This is a genomic window from Ferruginibacter sp. (assembly GCF_031391665.1).
Classification (GTDB): Bacteria; Bacteroidota; Bacteroidia; order Chitinophagales; family Chitinophagaceae; genus Ferruginibacter.
The window spans coordinates 15,492-37,803 of the sequence record NZ_JANMUN010000231.1 but is presented as its reverse complement, the minus strand read 5'-3'; the positions used below and the strand labels follow the sequence as shown (position 1 = coordinate 37,803).

Genomic DNA, 22,312 nt, shown 5'->3' with positions numbered 1-22,312 from the left:
TTGAACAACGGTTAGTAAAAGTATTAACCGTTGTTATTTAAAATTTTATTGAAACACTTTTTGTGCGGAGTCCGATATTGGCTTTTGCTAATGCCTGCTGATTACTGTTGTTGGTTTGCGAATAGGAAATAATTTCCACATCCATTAGCTGTATGGTGATGAGTACAGTTTTAAAATCTGGAGATAACAGTTCAATTGTGCCATACTCTTTTTTTACCCCGCCGGCACCGGTTAAAAACCATTCATTCCATGGCGCTGCATCAACAACAGAAACATCAAGAGAAAAATTTTGAAGTGGACCATCTGCCTGAACTATGCTCATACCACTAATTTTAGAAATTCTGTTGGTTGGTAAACTGCCTAATTTAATCCTGAAATTTGATGCGATTGCGGATGTGCTTTTAGCCCCAATTTTACTGATAGCTTTATCATCGCCCTGCTTTACCTGCACAGATTCTGCTTTTATTTTTATTTTTATTTTAAGTGTTACTTTGGCAGTCGCATCCAATTGGGGCAGCTGCATTTCCAGTATAGAGGTGTTGATATAAGTTCTTTCTTCCTGGATATCTCCATTAAAATTTATTGTAGTAAATAAAAGTTGTGCGGTTTTATTTTTTTTCATGGATGACTGGAAAGATGATATAATTGATTTTGTGACCTCTGAATTTGAGAGCGTTATATCAAAACTGGCAGTGTGTATCATTTTATTATCTGGTCCAAGTGCATCTGTAATGGCCAGGTTGTCTGTTGAAATGCTGTTACCTTCAATTGTAAGCTGAATTAATGATTGCGTGTAGGAAGTTTTTTGTGCCGCAGTTTTGTTAGCATGTAATAGCATAATTGTAATGAATAGCCCAAGAATAAGCAGTGTTTTAGTGTGTTTCATATTTTATATTTTTAGTTGTTTTTAATTTTTTACCGCATCATGCAACTGATATTTGCAATTGGTGTAAAGGATATTGTTTTAAAATTTTCGTTAAGTACGCAACGCATGCCATAGTTTAAAATTACATTACGGCTTATACGCCAGTCGCCACCAAAGTTTATAATGTAAGGTTGTACCACATCCCATTTTACAGTACTGGTTATTACCGTTTTACCATTGGGCAAACTCAGTACATCATTTAATGCCTGTACTGGTGTTTTAAATGATTTGTTCTCTCTTATAAATTCTGCAAAAAAATTAAATACTGGCCCGCCATACCTGAAGTTTATGCCTAAAGTAAAAAGTTTGCTGGCGGCAATTGCCTGTTGTATATTTTCGTTACCCGTTGCTTCATCTTTTACTGTAAAAGTTAGTTCCTCTTCATAAAAAGAAGTTCTTATCAACCCTGATATAAGGCCTTTTTTTCCTGCACCAAAACCAAAGTTTAGCCACAACGCATTTCCTGTATTACGGTTAAGCGAAAGTTTGCTTAAAGAACCGGCACTGTCTGTAATGTAGCTGTAAATTTTTCCAAATGCAAGATCGAGGTATGCCGCATTCCAATTGTCACTAACATACTGCAACGCCTGTGTTTGTATGGCTGCATTTCTTCTGTTGTAAAAGCTGGTAAGCAGTGCATCATTAATTTGCAATGCTTCTCTTTTGGCTGCCAGCTCTGCAGGTTTTACAAGTGTATCCATTGCACTCAGCAACTGTTTTTCTTTAATTTTTAATTCGATCAATTCATCAGCAAATTTTTTTTGTATGTCATCGTAAACACCTTTCAGCAATAATGGATCCTGTTGTTTGTATAAATTTATTTTTAAGGCACCTCCAATACGCCGCTCATTATTATCGCCCAGTACTGTACCCAACGATACATCCAGCGAAGCCATCATCTGCTGAAACTTGTTGGCCTGTTGATATTTTTTTAAATCTTTTCTGTTATAAAATAATTCCCAAACCGGTTGCGACTGAATGGATAAGTTAGGGTTTACCCTCCAGTTCTTCAGCGACCAGTCAACTTTAAAATCTTTTATATCTGCAGTACGAGATACCTGGCTTGGTGCTGCACCCAGCAAGTCAAACAATGGAGATGTGGGGATGGCTAATTCTCTCGGCATTAGTTTACTGCCGGCGTTTTCGCTGCCTGTTTGTGCTTTTGTATTTAAAACAGTTATACTGCATGCTATGCAAAATGAAATAGCGGTAAAACTGCGGCTATATATCATCGTTGTATAATGCAGCCTTTTGTAACTGCAACACAAAAGTGATAAACAAATAGCTGTTGTGCAATCGCTAATAGTAGTTATGTTGTTGGCTATTTATTAGTAAAAGGCTCCAATAACGTGCTATTGTAGCTAAATGTAGTGAGTGTACTTTTTTTACTTTTAATTTATTACTTCATGGTTGCGTTGGCTCCTGTTATTCTTTTTTCAGAATAATGTGTTTATAAGTTGCCGGAATTGAGAGTGATAGCTAAAATGGAAAAGGCGGGTATTTTTTTCCTCAACTTTAAGTTTAGCCAGTTGCCTTCTGCCATTATTGTAATTACAGGTAGCTGCTAATCAAAATAATAAATTGATAACCTTAAGTAATGGAGCATGGCATTAAAGTTGTTAATTTTTTGTAAACAAACTTCTATGTCAAAAAATATACCTTTAATCATTGGTCTTTTATTGCATGGGGTATTTAATTTATACAGCCAGCCAGTGTTAAATTTTACTCCCGTTATTAGTTCTGGCTTAAACAGCCCAGTAGATGTAGTAGCAGCCAATGATGGTACCAACCGCATTTTTATTGCTGAGCAGGGAGGTACTATAAAAGTTTACGCTAACAATTATGCTTTGTTGAATAATAATTTCTTAACCATCACGGGTAATATTTCTACCGGTGGAGAAAGGGGATTATTAAGTTTAGCTTTTCATCCTGATTATGAAAACAACCGGTACTTTTTTGTTTATTATACTAATGCAGCAGGGGGTATAAATGTTGACCGTTTTCAAACATTACTGGCTAATGCAAACCAGGCCGACGCAGCAACAAGAACCAATGTAATGACGATTGATAAGCCGGTAACATTTGCCAATCACAATGGCGGTAAATTAAATTTTGGTACCGACGGCAATTTATATTTTGGGTTAGGAGATGCCGGCAATGGCGGTGACCCCAGAAACTTTGCACAACGTGGTGATAGTTTATGGGGCAAAATGGTCCGGATTAATGTAGATAATTTTACTATACCACCTTACTATACTATTCCTGCAGATAATCCTTTTGTAAGTGACCCAAATTTTCTTGATGAAATATTTTCATTAGGATTACGCAACCCGTTTCGCTGGAGTTTTGACAGGTTAAATGGTAATTTCTGGATTGCTGATGTGGGGCAAAATGCAAGAGAGGAAGTAAATGTGTTAACGCCTGCACTGGCAAGTGGTGCAAATTACGGATGGAGATGCTATGAAGGGTTACAGCCTTTTAATACATCAGGTTGCCTGCCGCAGGCCAGTTATACATCTCCTGTTTTTGATTACCCACATAATAATGCTACTGGGGGTTTTTCTGTAACGGGAGGTTATGTTTACAGGGGAAGTTTGTACCCTGCAATGTATGGTTACTATATTTGTTCCGATTATGTTAGCGGAAATGTTTGGGTTATTAACAGCTCAACATATGCAGCTACAATACAAGCAGGTGCATTATCGAATGCATCGGGTTTTGGCGAGAGGGAAAATGGGGAGTTAGTAGCACTTTCACTTTCTGGGGTATTGTACAGCGTTAGTACCAGTACGGTTCTTTCTTTAAAATTAGTAAATTGGGATGGGTATTCTTACGGTAACTATAACCAGTTAAATTGGCAAACAGCTGATGAGAATGCGGTGCTGCAATTTGAAGTGGAATACAGCAATGATGGTGTTGTATTTAAAAATGCCGGCGTAATTGCTGCAAAAAACGAAAGCCCTTCGGCATACTTGTTCAGGCATTATATACAAAATGATTTATTGTATTACCGCTTAAAAATGCTTAACAAAGATGGTAAAATTGAATACTCCAATACCATTATTATAAAAAACAAAACTACAGTAAAAGAAAAAATCATTAATTCTTATAATGGTAACTCAAGAATAATATGGCTAAATATTCCTCCTGACGAGAAAGTAGATTTTCAGCTTTTTAATTTGAACGGACAAAATATAATCAGCATAAAAAATTACCAGAATAACGCCATTATAAATTTGCAAAAAATACCATCGGGTATTTACGTGGGTAAAATAATTTTAAAGGGCGAAGCAGTAAGTGAAAAAATTATTGTTAATTAGTATTGCAGTAAACTTTTAATTACCGTTACAAATCCTGTATACTTTTTCTTCTGATGCTTCTTAATTTTTTAAAATGAGATGCAGGTAAGCCTGTTACTTTTTTAAACTGGGTTGAAATGTGCGATACACTGCTGTAGTTTAACCTGTCGGCAATTTGGGTAAGGGTTAAATCTTCCAGCACCAGCATTTCTTTTACTTTTTCAATTTTTAATGCAATAGTGTATTGCTCAATTGTGTTGGCCTGCATTGCAGAAAAATAACTGGATAAATATGCGTAATCGTAATTTAATTTTTTACTCAGGTAATCAGAAAGATTTGTTTTAATGCGGCTGTTATTCTCAATATATTCTGCGATTAAAGCTTTTATCTGATCGGCAAGAACACCTTCTTTACTTTTTACAAGCTCAAGCCCTGCCTTTTTTATAGCAACACCAAATTGTTCCTGTTTTTTTTCAGAAAGTTTTTCTTTTACATCAGCTTCGCCAAGCTCCACCTTTAAAGGATGGGCACCAATTTTTTCAAGTTCTTCTTTTACCAATACTTTGCAGCTTTCGCATGCCATATTGCGGATATATAATTTCATACAGGTTGCTGTTAGGTTGTAAAATTACAACGGTAATGCAATTATATATAAACTTTAATGTAACACGAAATTAAAATGGATTTTTACTGGTTTAACACAGAAATTAAAAGGCCGGAGACGGCATTGTCTTTTTTTACTTCCAGTTTATTGGCGGCTGTAAGGTTAAATTGATAATCATTTGTACTGAACATTTCAGTTTGCTGATGCTCTTCTTTAAAAAATTCAAAAATATAAACTGCCGAGGCGCTTGGTAAAATAATTATTTGTATAGAAGAATTAATTTTATGCTCTTCATTATTTTTATAAAAAATAACTTCGGCATCAAAAATAATTAACCCGTTTACCCTTTTGAGGTTATTAGCTGTAATAAAGGGTTGCAGTTGTTCTTTGTTGGGTATAGTCATAATAAAGCAACTGCAAATTAAATCAGCCGCTATATAAAGCTGTTATATAATTTCGTGTTTTTATTATATAGTTTTTGGAAAATGCGATAAACTAATCTTTTAAAATAACTAAAATCTATTTTCCCAATGCCCAGCCTTCTCTGTAAGTTCTTTTTACAAATTGATTGGCATCATCAAAATTGGTAATTTTCATATTGGGGCCATCCCACAATAATTTTATTCCTCTGCCGGGATAATCAAAACCAGCAGCACCGTTGGGTTTAATTTTTCTAACATCATAACTTCTTATAGCAAGGTTCCCCATTAAAACGGTTTCGGTTAGCGGCCCGGCAATACTGAATGGCGAACTTAAATTATTTGCTTCTTTACTGTTATAACCTGCAATACATGCTTCTACCCACTGTTTGTAATGGCCGTTTGCACCACCCGGCACCCTGGCAATAGTTAACCGTGTTTTAACTTCTTTGTTACGGCTTAGTGGCAGCAATCTTGCATTGGCACCATAAGTATCACACATCATCTTGCCTTTTGTGCCCACAAAAATTACACCGTTGCCGCCATCACCCATTTGTTCGTTAGCGCCTAATTCATCAGGCCGCTCGGGTTGTATACCGCCATCCATCCAATGCATATTAATATGATCTTTGCCTTTTTTATCATTAAATTTTAAGGTTACATGCGATGCTGCCGGTGCACTTTCAGGGAAATATCCCCTGCGGAAAGGCCCGGTATAATAAGAACTTACACTGCATGCTGCTTCTGTTGGGTAGCCCAGGCCCAGTACTCTAAAAGGTGCTTCAATTAAATGACAGCCCATATCACCTAGTGCACCGGTACCATAATCCCACCAGCCACGCCAGTTAAATGGTGCAATATTTTCAACATAATCTTTTTGTGGTGCAGTACCTAACCAAAGGTTCCAGTCAATTTCCGAAGGTGCTGGTGCAGTTTTGGCAGGCCATGCTATGCCCTGCGGCCACACGGGCCTGTCAGTCCATACATGCACATCATGCACATGGCCAATAACACCTGCATTATACCATTCCATCAGTTGCCTTACGCCATCGCCGGACGAACCCTGGTTACCCATTTGTGTAACCACTTTATATTTCAGTGCAGCTTCGGTTAACATTCTTGCTTCATAAATGTCATGGGTAAGCGGTTTTTGTACATATACATGTTTGCCCATTTGCATAGCTGCCATTGCCTGTATGGCATGGTTATGATCGGGTGTGGAAACAGAAACGGCATCAAAATTTTTACCTTCTTTTTCCAGCATCTCCCTAAAATCTTTATAATATTTTGCTTTAGGAAAACGCTCCCTGCTTTTTGCAGCCTGCCTGTCATCAACATCGCATAAAAAAGCAATGTCGGCTTTGCCGCTTTTAAAAAATTCATTCAGGTCGCTTTCGCCTTTGCCACCAGCACCAATGCCGGCAACAATTAACCTGTCGCTTGGAGCAATAAAACCACGGCCTCCCAACACATGGCGGGGAATAATATAAAACCCGGCGGCAATTGCTAAACTATTTTTTAAGAAGGACCTTCTTGATCTATTTTCGGCGGTAATAATTTTTTTCTTTTTCATATTTATCAAACAATTAATTTAAAAGTAGATTTTGAAATTTAATTTAATGCATTTTGTTAAAAACAGCCTCATTTTTTTAAATAATTTTAAAATAACAATATTTAAAAGAAACAAGCTATAAGTTACTTACTTTTACAAAAAATATCTCCATGAAACTTTTTGTTGCTGGCTTACCTTATGACCTGGATGACGCTGAGCTGGAAGAAATATTTGAGAAATTTGGCACCATTGCTTCTGCAAAAGTGGCTATTGATAAAGAAACCGGAAAAAGCCGGGGCTTTGGTTTTGTTGATATGCCCGACCGTACCGAGGCTAAAGATGCGATGGACAGTCTTAACGAGATCTCTTTAGGTAAAAAACCTTTAGTTATAAAAGAAGCCGAAGAACGCAGTGGCCCACCACCAAATCGTGGTGGCGGCGGTGGTTACAATGGCGGCGGCAATAGTGGTGGTGGCGGAGGCGGTTACCGTGGCGGTGGCGGCGGAAACAGCGGCGGCGGCGGTGGATATGACAGAGGTAACAATAATCCCCGTGACAGGAACCGGTATTAATTGCTGGATTTCTGCAAGTAAAATAATCTTCAAATTTTAGTGTAATAATTTTGCCGTACAGCGGCGAAATTATTTATGCAGTAACTTTTAAAAATACAACATGAGCGAAACAGTACTTACAAAAGGCGAAATACATACTAAAAAAGGTGTTTTACAATTTGAATTATACGATGATGATGCACCCATTGCAGTAGCAAATTTTAAAAAATTAATTAGTGAAGGTTTTTATAACGGTTTAACTTTTCACAGGGTGATACCTGAATTTATGATACAGGGCGGCTGCCCGAATGGTACTGGAGCAGGCGGGCCGGGTTATACCATTAACTGCGAATTAAAAGGTGCTAAACAACAGCACGACAGGGGGGTACTATCGATGGCGCACAGGGGATTAAATACAGGAGGCTCTCAATTTTTTATTTGTCATAACAGAAGTAATACCAAACATCTTGATGGGGTGCACACCTGTTTTGGTAAAGTAACCGGTGGTATAGATATTATTGATGAAATAAGAGGAGGAGATGTTATGGAGAAAGTAATCCTTTTATAAGAAGAAATATTCCATCAATTATAGTTTTATGATTTAAAAACTTATTTTAGTGAAAAATAAGTGTATGAAATATTTTAGAAGCCTGTTTTTTTTATGCTGTTTTTTAATAGTTATAGCTGCATCGGCGCAGCAGGTAAACAGCTGCGGTTTTAAAATTCCTCCCAAATCTTTAATTACAAAATTTCAATCCGTTTACGAAGCAAGGGATATTGTAAAAAATATGCTGGATACAATAAAGTGGAAAGAAAATTTTTCGTTGAGAGAACAAAATGGAATTAATAATGCGTACGCCACTATACTGCAAAATAAGCGCTGGATAATTTACGATAATGATTTTTTAGAAAATATTGATACTTATGCCGCTACCAAATGGGCATCAATAAGTGTACTGGCACACGAAATGGGGCATCATTATTATAACCATGTTGTAAGCGGAAGAGGCAGTACAATACCAACAGAAATTGAAGCTGATGGTTTTTCGGGTTACATGATGAATAAACTGGGAGCTACACTGGCACAATCGATAGCTGCAATGAAATCTATTGCAACTGATAAAGCCAGCAGTACACATCCTGCAAAGGCAGACAGGATCGCATCTATAACTAAGGGTTGGAATGTAGCGCTGAATGAAACTAAAAATACCGGCACAACCGGCGGTGGTAATACAGGAAACACAGGTACTAATACCGACCCTTCAACCGACCCCAGCTGGATCGCATTAAGTTTTAACAGCACAAAAACAGAAACTGTTTATTTAAGCGATGATGGAAAAAATTATCAGCCTGCACAAATAAAACCCGGGGAGCCTTTTGTTTTTAAATTTGAAGTTTATAATTACGGCTGGTTAAAACTGCCCTACTATAATGGTGCAAGGGTTTTTAAATTAACGCATGGTAAAGATTACACCATAATTTGGAACCGCCGTACAAAAAACTGGACGGTTGTGGAAGTGCCCGAATAAAATTACTGCTTACTTATTAAAATAAAACAGGCCGGTTAATTACTAACCGGCCTTGTCAATTTTTAAAATATATTTTTTATAAACTTATTACACTGTTGGTGCCACCAAATTCATTAGCTTGTTCGCTGTCGGCTTCCGGTTCGTTTACCCAGGTAGTTTCGTTAACCCTGTACTTAAACTGGTGCTGGCTGTTTTTTGGTAAAGATACATCGCAGGTAAAGCTGCCGTCTTTTTTCTTACTCATTATAATTGAGTTTTCCCAATCGCTGTTTAGGCCAAGCACTTCAACAGTTTCTGCATCTGCTGCAGTAAACACAAATTTTACTTTGCAATAATCTTTGGTTTTAAAATAAGTCTTTTGTAGCATTTGTTTTCTTTTAAATTAATAAATATAAATTGAATGTGCTACTCAAGTAAGGTAAACACAAACAGTAAAAGTTCGTTCAGTTATAGCAGGCAGAAAAAAGCTTCGTTAAGCAGTTACAAATTTTGTACCGTAGTTATTATGATCAAAAGATTTGCAGGTATTATTTTCTGTTGGTTAATACCATTTATTTAAAAAGGTAACCCTGCTGCAAAAAACAGCTTAAACACAGTTTATTACACCTTAAAACAAAAAAACTCATAAGCACTTTTATAGAAAGCACTTATAAGTTTAGTTTTAGTTGTAGTTTTTCCGGGGGTTTATAATATTACCACGTCGTTTTCATTAACGGTAGTTTTTTCTATTAATATAGTACTTGCCGAAAATGTTTTGCTGTATGTTTTGTTACCTGATAAAAGTTTGAAGTTTAGCTCCTGGCCATCTTTCTTTTCAATTTTAAAAGTTTGCAGCTTTAAATTGTTTCTCAGGCTTTGAGAATACAATTCGCCTTCTTCTTTGTCGTTAATTTTTAACATGGCAAAATTGCTGTTACCGGTGTTAATTTCTACCTGAAAATAAAGGTAATCCGCTTCGTTACCAATGTACTTTACGGTAAAAGTTTCGTTTGCTGCAGCAGGTTTAACTGTTTGCGCTGCGGCTGAAGTTGCAAATAAAATTACTGCAACAATTGCTGTGGTGATGTTTTTTAAATTTTTCATTTTGTTTTAGTTTAACGGTTAATTAATATTTGTTTTTTAAGGTTACTCAAATTTTAGTTGTGCCAACTGCATAACAGTTAACGGTTATAAAATCACATTCATGCAGCAGGCTAATTGTTGTTGATTATTTCAGTATGGCAGGCAAACGGATAAAGTGCGTACGGCAACTTTGTAAAGTAAGACACAGTGACTACAGGTTCTTGAATTTTTAATGTCCTGTTTTTATTTTTTTAAGAGCACTGATTAATTATGATGTAAACATACAATGCTTTTTTGTTGGCTTTAAACCAGTTTTTTGCAGATTTTATTACTGCAAAATTGTTAAATATTTTTGTAAACCCTTGCTGGCATTGAGTTTTAGTAAAAACATTTTATTATACCCAACACAATTTTTAATTATAAGGAAAGGTAAAATACCTGTAGGATGAGCAGAATATTTATTTTATACACCTAACTGTATAAAAAAATTGAGAATTTCTGCTTAAAAGATTAGTCACATTTTTTTCACAACGTACATTTGTGCTTGAGTTAATTGACTTAATATAGTAATTTTAAAAAAAATATTTTACCCAAATGTTCCCTTTTTGTTCAAAACGCTTATTAAGCATAGTAATTGTATTGCTGTTAAGCACCCCTTTCGTTTCTGCCCAAAGTAGTTTTAAGCTTAAATACGATAACTCGGCTGTGTATGCCGGCATTGAGGTTGGCTCCAAAGGTGTAAAAATGAGTATTTTAGAAATTGGAAGAGGTGCTCAAAAAAGTGGTGCCTTTAATATTTTAAAAGATACTTCAGTAAACTCCGATTTTATTTCTTTTAGTCCGCAAACATTTCAATCTACCGTTAATGGCTTTACATCATTATATAATGCTGCAGTAAAAGATTATAATATTCCTTCAGAAAAAATTTATACCGTAATCAGCAGTGGTGTAAAAGGCCAGGCAGAAAAAGATAACAAAGAACCCTGGATAAAGAATTTGATTGATTCATTTAGAACAAAAATAAATGACCCTGCCAGGGAAGTTGATGTAATTGATGTGGTACAGGAGGCAAGGTTATCTCATATTGGTATTGTACCGGAATCAAGAAGGTACTCCACTTTTTTAATTGATATTGGCAGCGGCAATACCAAAGGCGGATTTTTTCCCAATGGCGATACAAAATTTTTAAAACTTTTTCAATTGAGCTGGGGTACAAAAAGTACCGCCAACGCAACTGAAAAAAGAACCGATGATGATAAAACTATTGAGAATTACAATAAGCAATTGACAAGAGTATTAACCGGTGCCGAAAATTCGGAAATTATTTACATGGTTAATGAGAGTGGAGCGTTCCCAATGAGTGATTATATTGCTTTTAGTGGCGGTATTGCATGGTCCGTGGCTACACTTATTTCGCCGGAGTTAATTGGTAATTCAGTTGTGCCGGTTACTTATGATGATGTGGTAAAACTTAATGAAAGAATGTATAAAAATTATGCTTCGCTTTCTGATGCTGCAATCTTAAAATCGATAACGGATAAAACTTTAGATAAAGATCTTATTGGCAAAGAAGTAAAAAGAGTGAACCAGGTTTTTGATCAAAGATCTTTAATGGCGGGTACAGGTTTGCTTTTAAAAATTATGCGCCAGTTTGAAGGCGTTTACGAAAAGAAGCAATTCTTCCTGGTAAAAAATGGCCAGGTGGGCTGGATTTCTGCATACGTTGACCAGCATATCAACAAATAGATTTTTACTTTTCCAATTTATTCATGCAATTGTTTTTTAAACAATAATATACCCGGAATTTGATGAGAGATACAAAATCATTATCACTTTTATTATTATCATCGGTATTATTTTTATTGTCTATTATACTCTTATGCACCTGGGGCTATCAATATTATCATCAGATACAGCAGGATAAAACCAAAGCAGCCGTTGTTAAAAACACACCACCTCTTGTACCCGATGGTACAAGAGATTCTCTTTTAAATATTTATAAAGCCACTTTAAACAGTCTCGATAACCGCTTTGATACCGCATCGTACTACGCCGATTCATTAACGGGCACACTGGATATTAATTTAAAAGAATTTTACAGGCTTAGAGATGAGATTGCTGTTTTGCTTCAGGATAAAAATGCAACAGTAGATATTAATCTTGCCCGAAAAAAAATTGGCGAACTGCAGCAAAAAGTTGATGTGCTCAAGTACCGTAATACCGATGTGGAAACTGAAAATAAAAAACTTAAAGCCATTTTAGAAGAGATGGCCAGGCAAACAAAAGGTATAGAACAAAATACCAAACAGATAGAGAAAGAAAATAATAATTTAGCCGAAAAAATAAACACCTTAGTTGCCGTAAGTGCAGCTAACCTTAACCTTTCTGCACTGGCTAGTAATGAGCAGCAGGAAACTACAGAAGCAGCGCAAACAGAAAAATTAGTAGGATCGTTTACTGTTAAAAGTAACATGACTGCAAGATGCGATATTGTGGTAGTGGTGGTGCAGCCCAATGGACAGGTGTTGCAAAAATCTGCATGGGAATCGGGGAGTTTTGAAACACCCGACGGCAAAAAAATTTACTCCTGTAAAATTCGCTGCGAAACTGCTAGGGGCGAAAATAAACAAGTCAACTTTTCTTTAACTGCCGATAAATACCTGCAGGGAAAATATACCATGCAAATTTATCATAATGGCGTTTTAATTGGCCGTATGAATAAAACGCTTTCTTAAAAATAAATTCCGGTTACTAAAAACATTGCACTCAGCAGCATTAGTATTATCAGCAAAGGATAAATAAATTGCCACCACGCTTTTAAACTTACATTTACCAAAGCTAATGATGGTAATATTAAACCTGTAGGAGTTATAAATCCCATAATACCCATTCCAAATAAATAAGCATTTACAATTTCTCTGCCCGGTACATTTACCATAATGGCTAATGCGCCAATAATGGGCATGGTTAAAACTGCCATACCCGATGAGGAAGAAATAAATAAGGTAAATATCATGTACAACAACAAAAGCATTACAATAAATAAAGCTGGTGGCATATTGCCCACCAATTTAGAAGAGTAATATAAAATAGAATCGCTGATATGCCCGTCGTTTAAAATTATGGTAACGCCCCTTGCAACACCTACAATAAATGCCACACTTAACAAATCTCCGGCACCTTTAATAAATTCAGTAATAAAAATATTTTCATTCATTTTTAGCAGTATGCCCAGCAAAACAGACGATGCTAAAAATAATGCCGACATCTCCAGCAGCCACCATTCAAAAAAAATAACACCCCTAATCATAGTTAAAAAAGTAATTAAGAAAAGCAGCAATAATAATTTAGTTCTTGTATCCAGTGCCGGTACTTCGGTATTATTGGTATCTAAATTTGGGTAAAGAGATTTTACATTGCCATCAATACGGTACACCAGCGAAGCCGCCGGATCTTTTTTAACTTTATTGGCATAGCGTACAATATACCAAATGGTGATGGCGGTGGAAATAATAAACATTAAAATTCTTTCGTAAAAACCATCGCTCCAGTTTATACCGGCAGCATTGGATGCAATGATTGCAGAAAACGGATTGCTGAATGAAGACAGTGTACCTAATTGTGTACCGGCAAAAATTACGGCAACAGGTACAATTAAATCATATCCTGCAGCCAAAAAAAGCGGCACCATTACCGGGTAAAAAACCAAGGCCTCCTCTGCCATACCATAAGAAGAGCCGGCAAATGAAAATAAAAAAGTAAGGATGATTATTAACCAGGCTTCTTTTCCTTTCATAGAATATGCCAGCGCTTTTAAACCTTTAACCATAGCGCCGGATTGATGAAAAATATTCATAAATCCACCGATGATTAAAATGAATAAAATAATATCAATAGAATCGTAAATGCCTTTTAACGGCGCCTGTAAAATTTTTATAAAACCCTGCTCATTTTTTTCTAACGATTGATAAGAACCGGGAATAGATACCGGCTTGCGGATAGCACCGGTTGCAAAACTTTTTAAAGCAATTTTTATTTGTAAACTGTCTAATGTTTTTTGTGTAAAGGGCAGGGTGGTTGTTTCGCCTTTGGCAGATAATACAGCAAAACTTTTGTCGTCATTAGCAGATAAGGTATTGTAACGTCCGGCAGGTACAAGCCAGGTTGCAACAGCTGCAATTATAATTACCACCATTAAAATTGGAATAGGAGAGGGAACTTTTTTTAGTTTAGCCATGCAATTTTATTTAATGATGATATTTAAAAGTACAGAAAAAAACATTCTCTGTATTTTAGCAGCATGAAAGCAGCAACAATAAACGAATTAAAACAGGAATTACAAACTACTTCCCCAATAAAAGTAACTGAGCTTTGCCTGCGGCTTGCACGTTTTAAAAAAGAAAATAAAGAATTACTGACGTATTTGCTTTTTGAAGCACATGATACTACTGCTTATATTGAAAATGTAAAAGCAGAAATGGATAACCAGTTTGAAGACATTAATAAAAGTAATGTTTACTTTATAAAAAAAACCTTGCGTAAAATTTTACGCACTGCCAATAAATACAGCAGGTACAGCGGCCTTGCCAATGTAGAAATTGAATTGCTCCTTTACTTTTGCACCAGGATGAAAGCATTGAATATACCTATCAATAAAAATCCTGTGCTCACTAATATATATAATAATCAATTAAAAAAAATAACCAAAACTGTTGCAACATTGCATGAAGATTTGCAATACGATTACCTGCGAGAAATAAACAAATTATAGTATTGGATTTTAAACTTTAAATTAGCACAAAAATAAGCAACAGCTCAATAGTAATTATGGCCAGTAAACGCAACGCAGCAATAGGATTTATTTTTATTACACTTTTAATTGATGTTATTGGATTTGGAATTATTATACCTGTAATGCCAAAACTTATCGCCGATTTAAAACAAGTTGATATTAGTACTGCTGCAAAATACGGCAGCTATCTTACGGTTGCTTATGCATTAACGCAATTTGTATTTGCACCAATTTTAGGAAACCTCAGCGATAAATATGGCCGCAGGCCTGTATTATTATTTTCTTTGTTTGGTTTTGGAATTGATTATCTTTTTTTAGCATTAGCACCAACATATGGCTGGCTATTTTTAGGAAGAATAATTGCTGGGATCACCGGAGCCAGTTTTAGCACTGCTGCTGCTTATATTGCAGATATCAGTTTGCCTGAAAACAGGGCGAAAAATTTTGGAATGATCGGCGCCGCATTTGGATTAGGTTTTATTATTGGTCCGTTATTAGGAGGATTGTTGAGTACTTTTGGGCAACGCATTCCTTTTTATGCAGCTGCAGGATTAGCCTTATTAAACTGGGCTTATGGTTTTTTTGTATTACCAGAATCTTTGTCTAAAGAAAATCGCAGAGATTTTAATTGGAAGAGAGCAAACCCGGTGGGTACATTGTTGCACCTGCGAAAATTTCCTTCGGTAACGGGGTTAATTATCAGCGTACTGTTGTTGCAAATTGCATCACATGCTGTAATGAGCAACTGGAATTATTTTACCATTCACCGCTTTAGCTGGAATGAAAAAATGGTAGGCATATCACTTGCTGTGGTAGGTATATTAGTTGCTGTAGTGCAAGGCGGGTTAACCCGTTTTATTAATCCTAAAATAGGGAATGCAAAAAGTTTGTACACTGGTTTAATATTGTATAGTGCTGGTATGTTATTATTTGGTTTAGCCAACGTGAGCTGGATGATGTTTGTTTTTTTAATTCCTTATTGCCTGGGAGGTATTGCTCAACCGGCCATACAAGCTATTATGGCAGGCAAAGTGCCACGCAATGCACAGGGTGAGTTACAAGGCGCACTCACCAGCCTTATGAGTTTGGCGGCTATAATTGGCCCATTGGTAATGAACAACCTTTTCTTTTATTTTACACATAATGAAGCGCCAATTTATTTACCGGGTGCGCCATTTTTTCTTGGCGCTATGTTAATGGGTGCAAGTGCTGTTATTGCATTTAAAACTTTACATCAAACAAAAGCATTTGAAATTGTATGATAAAAAGTATTAGTGATTTTAAAAACGTTTTCTTCATTGGCATTGCCGGTGTGGGCATGAGTGCTATTGCACAATATTTAGCCGGTGTTCAAAAAAATGTTAGCGGCAGTGACAGATATTTTAAAGATGGCGAATTTAATGAGACAAAAGAGAAATTGGAAGCAGAAGGAATACAATGTTTTTTACAAAATGGCGAAGGCATTACAAGCGAAACGGATTTAGTTGTAGTGTCAACAGCAATAGAAAATACTGTTGCAGAAGTACAAAAGGCAAAGCAATTAAATATTCCTATTTTAAAAAGAAGTGAAGTGCTTTCACTTATTGCGAAAAGCAAAAAAACGATTGCAGTTGGCGGCACCAGTGGTAAAAGCACTACCAGTGCAATGTTGTTTGATATTTTACAACATGCCAATATGCAACCCAGCATTATCAGCGGTGCCGGATTAACCAGCATTATTAAAGAAGGAAAAATTGGTAATGCAAAAGTAGGAGCAGGAGAGTGGTTGGTAATTGAAGCAGATGAAAGCGACGGCAGCATTGTGCAATATCAACCCGAAGTAGGGTTGTTATTAAATGTAGATAAAGACCACCAGGAGATTGAAGAGCTGATGCAGATATTCGGCACATTTAAAAATAATACTAAGGAATTGTTTATAGCAAATCAATCCAATGCATTGGCTAAACAATTATCTCAAAATATAAAACATGATTTTTCTTCTGATGAAAAATCGAATGCCCGATATGTTGCAAGCAACTTTAAACAAAATGAATTTGAAATATCATTCACCATTCACCATTCACCATTCACCCTTAACGCCATTGGCAGGCACAACATGGAAAATGCTTTAGCCGCTACTGCAGTTGCCAACCAGTTAGGTGTTGATTTGAAAATTTGTGCGGCAGCATTAAAAAACTACGAAGGCATCTATCGCCGCAATCAAATATTAGGTAATAAAAACGGCGTTTGGGTTATTGATGATTATGCACACAATCCGGTAAAATGTGCGGCTGCTATTGCTTCCTGTCAACCATTGGCCAATAAAGTTATTGCATGGTTTCAACCACATGGTTATGGCCCAACAAGATTTTTACGTAATGATTTTGTAAAAGAATTTGCAACTGTTTTAAGGGAAGATGATGAAATCTGGATGAGTGAAATTTTTTATGCCGGTGGCACTGCTGTAAAAGATATTAGTGCAGCAGATTTAATAAATGATATTAAAGCTCTTGGTAAAAAAGCTTTTTTTGTAGAAGATAGAAATAATTTTGTGGAAACTATGAGGCCTCATTTAACAGCGAATACTGTTTTACTTTTAATGGGTGCAAGGGATCCGTCGCTTGAAACTTTTAGTAAATCTGTTTTTAACATGGTCTGACGTCTCCGTCTGATCACGTTAAAAAAAATGCAAATGGTATGCAATAAAAAATGACAACACTCATTACTAACATACAACAACTTATTGGTGCAAGAGAAGAAACAACTTTGCTCCGTGGTGCAGCTCTTGCACATCTCCCCTCAATTAAAAACGCCTTTATTTTAATAGAAGACGGTATCATTGCAGATTACGGTGCGATGTACGAACTGGAATTAAAAGTACCACAACTCCCAAAAAATATTATTGATGCACAGGGGCAATTTGTTTTGCCCTGCTGGTGCGATAGTCATACCCATTTAGTTTTTGCAGCAAGCCGGGAAGAAGAATTTATTGATAAACTAAAAGGCCTGAGTTATGCAGATATCGCAGCTAAAGGCGGCGGCATTTTAAATTCTGCAAAAAAACTACAGGCAGTAAGCGAAGACGAATTATTTTTATCCGCACGGAAAAGATTGGAAGAAGTGAGTAAACTGGGTACCGGTGCAATTGAAATAAAAAGCGGCTATGGGTTATCGGTACATGGCGAACTAAAAATGCTGAGGGTAATAAAAAAACTGAAAGAAAAATCAAACCTGAGTATTAAAGCCACTTTTTTAGGGGCACATACTTTTCCTTTGGAGTATAAAGAAAATCACCAGGGATATATTGATTTAATAATAAATGAAATGTTGCCGGTAATTGCAGAAGAAAAATTGGCCGATTACATTGATGTGTTTTGCGAAACTGGTTTCTTTTCTCCGCAGGAAATGGAAATTATCTGCAAAGCCGGGATGAGTTATGGACTAAAACCAAAGCTTCATGTAAACCAACTTAACTCTATTGGAGGAATTGAAGCCGCTGTAAAACTACATGCGCTGTCAGTAGATCATTTAGAAACGATGACGGATAATGATATTAAATTATTAAGCGGTGGCACCATAGCGGGTGACTCACCCCCAAAGGGTGAGTCACCCGCTATGGTTGGTACACTGTTACCAACCGCCGCATTTTTTTTAAGAATGAGTTATCAGCCTGCCAGAAAATTAGTTGATAGCAATTGTGCCATTGCATTGGCCAGCGATTATAATCCCGGCTCATCACCCAGCGGTAATATGAATTTTGTGGTGGCACTCAGTTGCATACAAATGAAAATGCTGCCTGAAGAAGCGATTAATGCCGCAACAATAAACGGTGCTTATGCAATGGAATTGCAAAACGAAGTGGGCAGTATAACAATTGGCAAAAAAGCTAATCTTATTTTTACAAAACCAATTCCATCCTTGGCCTATTTGTCATACGCTTTTGGTAATAACTTAATTGATAAAGTAATGATTAAAGGAGAATTTATTTAATTTAAAAAATAAATAAATTCTCTGCCTGCAAAGATTTACAAAAATATTTTAAACCTTTCAAAGCAATATTTCATTAAACCCTCCCTGTCATCAGGGTGAGCAATATCAATTAAAAGTTTTGCCCGCTGCCGTAAATTTTTTCCAAATAAATAAGCCACACCATATTCCGTAACAACATAATGCACATGCCCCCTGGTAGTAACTACGCCGGCACCTTCTTTTAAATGCGGTACAATTCTGCTGATACCTTTTGTAGTTCGACTGCTTAATGCAATGATAGGTTTGCCACCCACACTTAATGCTGCCCCACGCATAAAATCCATTTGGCCTCCAATGCCGCTGTATTGCAGTTCGCCAATACTGTCTGCACAAACCTGCCCTGTTAAATCTACTTCAATAGCACTGTTTATAGCAATCACTTTTGGGTTGCGGCGTATTACATGCGGATTGTTTACATAATCAATATCTAAAAAAGCAAATGAAGGATTATCATCTAAATAATCATATAATTTTTTACTGCCAATTGCAAAGGAGGTTACGCTTTTGTTAGGGTGAATAGTTTTATTTTTATTATTTATCACATCTTTTTCAACTAAATCAATAATGCCATCACTCAGCATTTCGGTATGTATGCCCAGGTTTTTGTGATGCGATAAAAATTGCAACACAGCATCGGGTATAGTACCAATACCCATTTGTAGTGTACTGCCATCTTCAATCATGCCGGCAATATTTTTACCAATAATGGTTTCTGTTGGTCCAATTTTATGTGTATAGCTTTCTTCAATTAAATCTGCTTTATAAAAAACCATTTTAGTAAAACGATCGGTGTGAATCATGCCATCGCCATGTGTACGGGGCATTAAGGGATTAACCAATGCAATTATTTGTTTAGCACTGTCTACCGCCGCACGGGCAATATCAACCGATAAGCCTAATGTGCAATAACCATGCATATCAGGTGGCGAAACCTGCACAATCGCCACATCTAATTCTAAAATTTTATTTTTAAAAAGATCAGGGATATCACTTAAAAACACGGGTATAAAATCTGCACGGCCTTCTGCCACAGCAGCCCTTATTGGTGTGGAAACAAATAAAGAATTGATGTGAAAAGCATCCTGGTAAGTTTCCTGCACTACTTTTATATCGCCTTTTAAAGTTATAGAAACCAATTCCACATTTTTAAGCCGGTCACTTTCTTTAGCAAGCTCATGCAAAAGGTAAGTGGGGGTGCATATTCCACCATGAATAAACACTCTCATGTTGCTTTGTATTATAGATAAGGCTTCCGGTGCAGAAACGTAATTGTAAGGATGAATCATATTTAAGTATATTTATTATGGCAAAAATGTACTTTTTTAAAATTTCATTAGCAAATTTTCGTCATGTATTGGCATGATTGTAATAATGACGGGTATGATTGTTTCTTTGCATAAATGCAAAGAAAAACTAATTTGCAGATATTTTATTTAGTAAAAAATTTTAACCTCAACCTGTATTATGCAACTTATTGAATGTGTCCCCAACTTTTCCGAAGGAAATGATTTAAACATCATTAAACAAATTACTGATGAAATAGAAAAAGTGGAAGGTGTACGTTTATTAAATGTTGATCCCGGTAAAGCCACTAACAGAACCGTGGTAACTTTTGTTGGAGAACCGAATGCGGTAATTGAAGCGGCATATCTTGCCATAAAAAAAGCAGGAGAATTAATTGACATGAGCAAACACAAAGGCGAACATCCACGAATGGGAGCTACCGATGTTTGCCCCCTGATACCCATTGCAAATATTAGCATGGAAGAAACAGCAGTGTATGCACAGCAACTGGCAAAGCGTATTGGGGAGCTCCAGCTTCCTGTGTATTTATACGAAACTGCACAACCCAAAAAAGAACGAAGTAATTTATCGGTTATACGTGCCGGCGAGTACGAAGGCTTTTTTAAAAAAATTAAACTGCCCGAATGGAAGCCTGATTTCGGTCCTGCTGAATTTGATGCTAAGCGTGGCGCAACTGTAATTGGCGCAAGAGATTTTTTGGTTGCTTACAATATTAATTTAAATACTACAAGTACACGCCGTGCAAATGCCATTGCCTTTGATGTACGTGAAGCAGGAAGAAATATTGAAACAGATGGAAAGAAAATAAATCAACCCGGAACTTTAAAAAGTGTAAAAGCGATTGGTTGGTATATTGAAGAGTATGGCGTGGCTCAAATTTCTATGAATCTTACCAATATAAATATTACTCCGGTGCATATTGCATTCGACGAAGTGTGCAGCAAAGCCACAGCAAGAGGGATAAGAGTAACAGGAAGTGAACTGGTAGGATTAATACCATTAAAAGCTTTGCTGGATGCCGGAAAATATTTTTTACAAAAACAGCAACGCAGCATTGGCGTTAGCGAAAATGAATTAATAAAGATTGCCATCAAAACTATGGGTTTGGATGAATTGCAACCCTTTAAGCCCGAAGAAAGAATTATAGAATATTTACTTGCTGAAAAAGCCAGCAGTAAATTAATAAACATGCAACTGAATAATTTTGCTGATGAAACGGCAAGTGAAAGCCCTGCACCCGGCGGAGGTTCTATTGCCGCCTATGTAGGAGCGTTAGGTGTATCATTGGCAACAATGGTGGCCAATCTTTCGTCGCACAAAAAGGGGTGGGACGATCGCTGGCAGGAGTTTAGTAACTGGGCCGAAAAAGGGCAGCAATATAAAAATGAATTGTTGCAATTGGTAGATGCCGATACTGCAGCCTTTAATAAAATTATGGAAGCGTTTGCATTGCCCAAAGCTACTGCCGAAGAAAAAACACAACGTACCGAAGCCATTCAGCAGGCTACAAAATATGCTATCGAAATTCCTTTTAAAGTAATGCAAACTGCAGCTGCAAGCATGGAGTTGGTAAAAACGATGGCTGCCGTTGGTAATCCAAATTCTGTTAGCGATGCAGGTGTTGGCGCATTATGCATACGCAGTGCCGTTATGGGGGCATTTATGAATGTACGTATTAACGCTTCCGGTTACAGTGATAAAGATTATGTAAAAGATATTGTTGCAAAAGGAAAAGCAATTGAAAATAATATTATTGCTCAGGAAGCTGAAGTATTACAAATTGTAAATGAAAAAATAGGAGTGTAAACGGAGTTGTATCACAGTATCAAAATTATTTTTTTAATTTTTTTTTTGAGCCAGGTAATATTTCTATGTTCATCTTCAGTAGCGTCGTCCCGATGCATCGGGATACATTATATCTTTATTGAACTTTTACCTTAGCTAAGATTATGGAGTAAAAGCTTATTAAAGTAAATTGTATTTAATCCTGCAATCAGCCTTATCTTTTTACTTTACAATTAAAGTGGATATCTTTCTTTATCTCCAATACCTCGTTTTTTTACTCCATTAACATAATCTTAAGTATTTGAATTCGTAATCCTGTAATTAATGTGGCGCCTACCCACAGTTACAAAATACTCAAACTGTGCAAAATTTTACACAGTATTTCCCTTAGTTCATATTACCACCTCATAAATACTACTATAATATATTTTGGCATACAATTGATAACTATATGTATGACTTTATTACCTGCTGAATATGT

20 protein-coding genes are annotated in these 22,312 nt (G+C 36.4%); 11 read left to right on the top strand and 9 right to left on the bottom strand.

Annotation, left to right across the window (positions count from 1 at the left end):
* Positions 1-37: 37 nt before the first annotated feature.
* Together ACY651_RS17435 and ACY651_RS17430 are read right to left on the bottom strand one after the other, a co-directional pair.
* The gene (locus tag ACY651_RS17435) at positions 38-886 is read right to left on the bottom strand and encodes a hypothetical protein (protein ID WP_462254777.1); all 849 of its coding nucleotides are present in this window, start codon (positions 884-886) and stop codon (positions 38-40) included.
* A gap of 29 nt (positions 887-915) precedes the next feature.
* Complete coding sequence (locus tag ACY651_RS17430) at positions 916-2,157, bottom strand: hypothetical protein (RefSeq protein WP_462254776.1); 1,242 nt, start codon at positions 2,155-2,157, stop codon at positions 916-918.
* A 411-nt stretch (positions 2,158-2,568) separates the two neighbouring features.
* Between ACY651_RS17430 and ACY651_RS17425 the strand changes: the two genes are divergently transcribed.
* On the top strand, positions 2,569-4,245 hold the full coding sequence (locus ACY651_RS17425; protein ID WP_462254775.1) for a PQQ-dependent sugar dehydrogenase: 1,677 nt from the start codon (positions 2,569-2,571) through the stop codon (positions 4,243-4,245).
* Positions 4,246-4,270: 25 nt separating this feature from the next.
* On the opposite strand, the gene ACY651_RS17420 is transcribed toward ACY651_RS17425, so the two are convergent.
* From ACY651_RS17420 to ACY651_RS17410, 3 genes are all read right to left on the bottom strand, one after another.
* Positions 4,271-4,828 (bottom strand): helix-turn-helix domain-containing protein, encoded by a 558-nt coding sequence (locus tag ACY651_RS17420; RefSeq protein ID WP_462254774.1) that lies wholly within the window; start codon positions 4,826-4,828, stop codon positions 4,271-4,273.
* A gap of 83 nt (positions 4,829-4,911) precedes the next feature.
* The gene (locus ACY651_RS17415) at positions 4,912-5,232 is read right to left on the bottom strand and encodes a hypothetical protein (protein ID WP_462254773.1); all 321 of its coding nucleotides are present in this window, start codon (positions 5,230-5,232) and stop codon (positions 4,912-4,914) included.
* Positions 5,233-5,347: 115 nt separating this feature from the next.
* The gene (locus tag ACY651_RS17410) at positions 5,348-6,820 is read right to left on the bottom strand and encodes a Gfo/Idh/MocA family protein (RefSeq protein WP_462254772.1); all 1,473 of its coding nucleotides are present in this window, start codon (positions 6,818-6,820) and stop codon (positions 5,348-5,350) included.
* A 149-nt stretch (positions 6,821-6,969) separates the two neighbouring features.
* Here ACY651_RS17410 and ACY651_RS17405 point away from each other — a divergent pair, with 149 nt between their 5' ends.
* The 3 genes from ACY651_RS17405 (at position 6,970) to ACY651_RS17395 (ending at position 8,879) form a co-directional block, all read left to right on the top strand.
* Positions 6,970-7,371, top strand: a complete 402-nt coding sequence (locus tag ACY651_RS17405) for an RNA recognition motif domain-containing protein (RefSeq protein WP_462254771.1) — start codon at positions 6,970-6,972, stop codon at positions 7,369-7,371.
* 100 nt (positions 7,372-7,471) lie between these two features.
* A complete protein-coding gene (locus ACY651_RS17400) occupies positions 7,472-7,918 on the top strand; it encodes a peptidylprolyl isomerase (protein ID WP_462254770.1) in 447 nt (148 codons plus the stop codon).
* 64 nt (positions 7,919-7,982) lie between these two features.
* Positions 7,983-8,879 carry a M48 family metalloprotease gene (locus ACY651_RS17395; protein WP_462254769.1) on the top strand — a complete coding sequence of 299 codons (897 nt, stop codon included), beginning with the start codon at positions 7,983-7,985 and terminating at the stop codon, positions 8,877-8,879.
* 76 nt (positions 8,880-8,955) lie between these two features.
* Here the strand turns inward: ACY651_RS17395 and ACY651_RS17390 are convergent, their stop codons facing one another.
* Both ACY651_RS17390 and ACY651_RS17385 read right to left on the bottom strand, forming a co-directional pair.
* Positions 8,956-9,246, bottom strand: coding sequence for an isoamylase early set domain-containing protein (locus ACY651_RS17390; RefSeq protein ID WP_462254768.1), 291 nt, complete (start codon positions 9,244-9,246; stop codon positions 8,956-8,958).
* 317 nt (positions 9,247-9,563) lie between these two features.
* Entirely contained in the window at positions 9,564-9,962 is a 399-nt protein-coding gene (locus tag ACY651_RS17385; protein WP_462254767.1) for a hypothetical protein, read from the bottom strand.
* Between the two features lie 573 nt (positions 9,963-10,535).
* Here ACY651_RS17385 and ACY651_RS17380 point away from each other — a divergent pair.
* A complete protein-coding gene (locus ACY651_RS17380; protein ID WP_462254766.1) occupies positions 10,536-11,687 on the top strand; it encodes a hypothetical protein in 1,152 nt (383 codons plus the stop codon).
* 62 nt (positions 11,688-11,749) lie between these two features.
* Entirely contained in the window at positions 11,750-12,676 is a 927-nt protein-coding gene (locus ACY651_RS17375; RefSeq protein WP_462254765.1) for a hypothetical protein, read from the top strand.
* Here the strand turns inward: ACY651_RS17375 and ACY651_RS17370 are convergent.
* A complete protein-coding gene (locus ACY651_RS17370) occupies positions 12,673-14,178 on the bottom strand; it encodes a YfcC family protein (protein WP_462254764.1) in 1,506 nt (501 codons plus the stop codon). The two genes, ACY651_RS17375 and ACY651_RS17370, sit on opposite strands and share 4 nt — an antisense overlap.
* 63 nt (positions 14,179-14,241) lie before the next feature.
* On the opposite strand from ACY651_RS17370, the gene ACY651_RS17365 reads away from it, so the two are divergent.
* From ACY651_RS17365 to hutI, 4 genes are read left to right on the top strand one after another with little or no spacing between them, the layout of a single operon-like run.
* Positions 14,242-14,712: a hypothetical protein gene (locus tag ACY651_RS17365; protein ID WP_462254763.1), complete on the top strand. Its 471-nt coding sequence runs from the start codon at positions 14,242-14,244 to the stop codon at positions 14,710-14,712.
* A gap of 56 nt (positions 14,713-14,768) precedes the next feature.
* The gene (locus tag ACY651_RS17360; RefSeq protein ID WP_462254762.1) at positions 14,769-15,995 is read left to right on the top strand and encodes a TCR/Tet family MFS transporter; all 1,227 of its coding nucleotides are present in this window, start codon (positions 14,769-14,771) and stop codon (positions 15,993-15,995) included.
* Entirely contained in the window at positions 15,992-17,371 is a 1,380-nt protein-coding gene (locus tag ACY651_RS17355; RefSeq protein WP_462254761.1) for a UDP-N-acetylmuramate--L-alanine ligase, read from the top strand. Before ACY651_RS17360 ends, ACY651_RS17355 begins: the two co-directional genes overlap by 4 nt.
* A 50-nt stretch (positions 17,372-17,421) precedes the next feature.
* Positions 17,422-18,702 carry an imidazolonepropionase gene (gene hutI, locus ACY651_RS17350; protein ID WP_462254760.1) on the top strand — a complete coding sequence of 427 codons (1,281 nt, stop codon included), beginning with the start codon at positions 17,422-17,424 and terminating at the stop codon, positions 18,700-18,702.
* Positions 18,703-18,737: 35 nt separating this feature from the next.
* Here the strand turns inward: hutI and ACY651_RS17345 are convergent, their stop codons facing one another.
* Positions 18,738-20,027, bottom strand: a complete 1,290-nt coding sequence (locus ACY651_RS17345) for an acetyl-CoA hydrolase/transferase family protein (protein ID WP_462254759.1) — start codon at positions 20,025-20,027, stop codon at positions 18,738-18,740.
* A 178-nt stretch (positions 20,028-20,205) separates the two neighbouring features.
* On the opposite strand from ACY651_RS17345, the gene ftcD reads away from it, so the two are divergent.
* Entirely contained in the window at positions 20,206-21,852 is a 1,647-nt protein-coding gene (gene ftcD, locus ACY651_RS17340) for a glutamate formimidoyltransferase (RefSeq protein WP_462254758.1), read from the top strand.
* The last annotated feature ends 460 nt before the right edge of the window (positions 21,853-22,312 follow it).

What these genes read in the sequence shown, in the direction of transcription:
- ACY651_RS17400 (WP_462254770.1), top strand. Translation starts at nt 7,472, where the DNA reads ATGAGCGAAACAGTACTTACAAAAGGCGAAATACATACTAAAAAAGGT.
- ACY651_RS17425 (WP_462254775.1), top strand. Translation starts at nt 2,569, where the DNA reads ATGTCAAAAAATATACCTTTAATCATTGGTCTTTTATTGCATGGGGTA.
- ACY651_RS17395 (WP_462254769.1), top strand. Translation starts at nt 7,983, where the DNA reads ATGAAATATTTTAGAAGCCTGTTTTTTTTATGCTGTTTTTTAATAGTT.
- hutI (WP_462254760.1), top strand. Translation starts at nt 17,422, where the DNA reads ATGACAACACTCATTACTAACATACAACAACTTATTGGTGCAAGAGAA.
- ACY651_RS17385 (WP_462254767.1), bottom strand. Translation starts at nt 9,962, where the DNA reads ATGAAAAATTTAAAAAACATCACCACAGCAATTGTTGCAGTAATTTTA.
- ACY651_RS17410 (WP_462254772.1), bottom strand. Translation starts at nt 6,820, where the DNA reads ATGAAAAAGAAAAAAATTATTACCGCCGAAAATAGATCAAGAAGGTCC.
- ACY651_RS17420 (WP_462254774.1), bottom strand. Translation starts at nt 4,828, where the DNA reads ATGAAATTATATATCCGCAATATGGCATGCGAAAGCTGCAAAGTATTG.
- ACY651_RS17415 (WP_462254773.1), bottom strand. Translation starts at nt 5,232, where the DNA reads ATGACTATACCCAACAAAGAACAACTGCAACCCTTTATTACAGCTAAT.
- ACY651_RS17380 (WP_462254766.1), top strand. Translation starts at nt 10,536, where the DNA reads ATGTTCCCTTTTTGTTCAAAACGCTTATTAAGCATAGTAATTGTATTG.
- ACY651_RS17355 (WP_462254761.1), top strand. Translation starts at nt 15,992, where the DNA reads ATGATAAAAAGTATTAGTGATTTTAAAAACGTTTTCTTCATTGGCATT.
- ACY651_RS17365 (WP_462254763.1), top strand. Translation starts at nt 14,242, where the DNA reads ATGAAAGCAGCAACAATAAACGAATTAAAACAGGAATTACAAACTACT.
- ACY651_RS17430 (WP_462254776.1), bottom strand. Translation starts at nt 2,157, where the DNA reads ATGATATATAGCCGCAGTTTTACCGCTATTTCATTTTGCATAGCATGC.
- ACY651_RS17390 (WP_462254768.1), bottom strand. Translation starts at nt 9,246, where the DNA reads ATGCTACAAAAGACTTATTTTAAAACCAAAGATTATTGCAAAGTAAAA.
- ftcD (WP_462254758.1), top strand. Translation starts at nt 20,206, where the DNA reads ATGCAACTTATTGAATGTGTCCCCAACTTTTCCGAAGGAAATGATTTA.
- ACY651_RS17435 (WP_462254777.1), bottom strand. Translation starts at nt 886, where the DNA reads ATGAAACACACTAAAACACTGCTTATTCTTGGGCTATTCATTACAATT.
- ACY651_RS17375 (WP_462254765.1), top strand. Translation starts at nt 11,750, where the DNA reads ATGAGAGATACAAAATCATTATCACTTTTATTATTATCATCGGTATTA.
- ACY651_RS17345 (WP_462254759.1), bottom strand. Translation starts at nt 20,027, where the DNA reads ATGATTCATCCTTACAATTACGTTTCTGCACCGGAAGCCTTATCTATA.
- ACY651_RS17360 (WP_462254762.1), top strand. Translation starts at nt 14,769, where the DNA reads ATGGCCAGTAAACGCAACGCAGCAATAGGATTTATTTTTATTACACTT.
- ACY651_RS17405 (WP_462254771.1), top strand. Translation starts at nt 6,970, where the DNA reads ATGAAACTTTTTGTTGCTGGCTTACCTTATGACCTGGATGACGCTGAG.
- ACY651_RS17370 (WP_462254764.1), bottom strand. Translation starts at nt 14,178, where the DNA reads ATGGCTAAACTAAAAAAAGTTCCCTCTCCTATTCCAATTTTAATGGTG.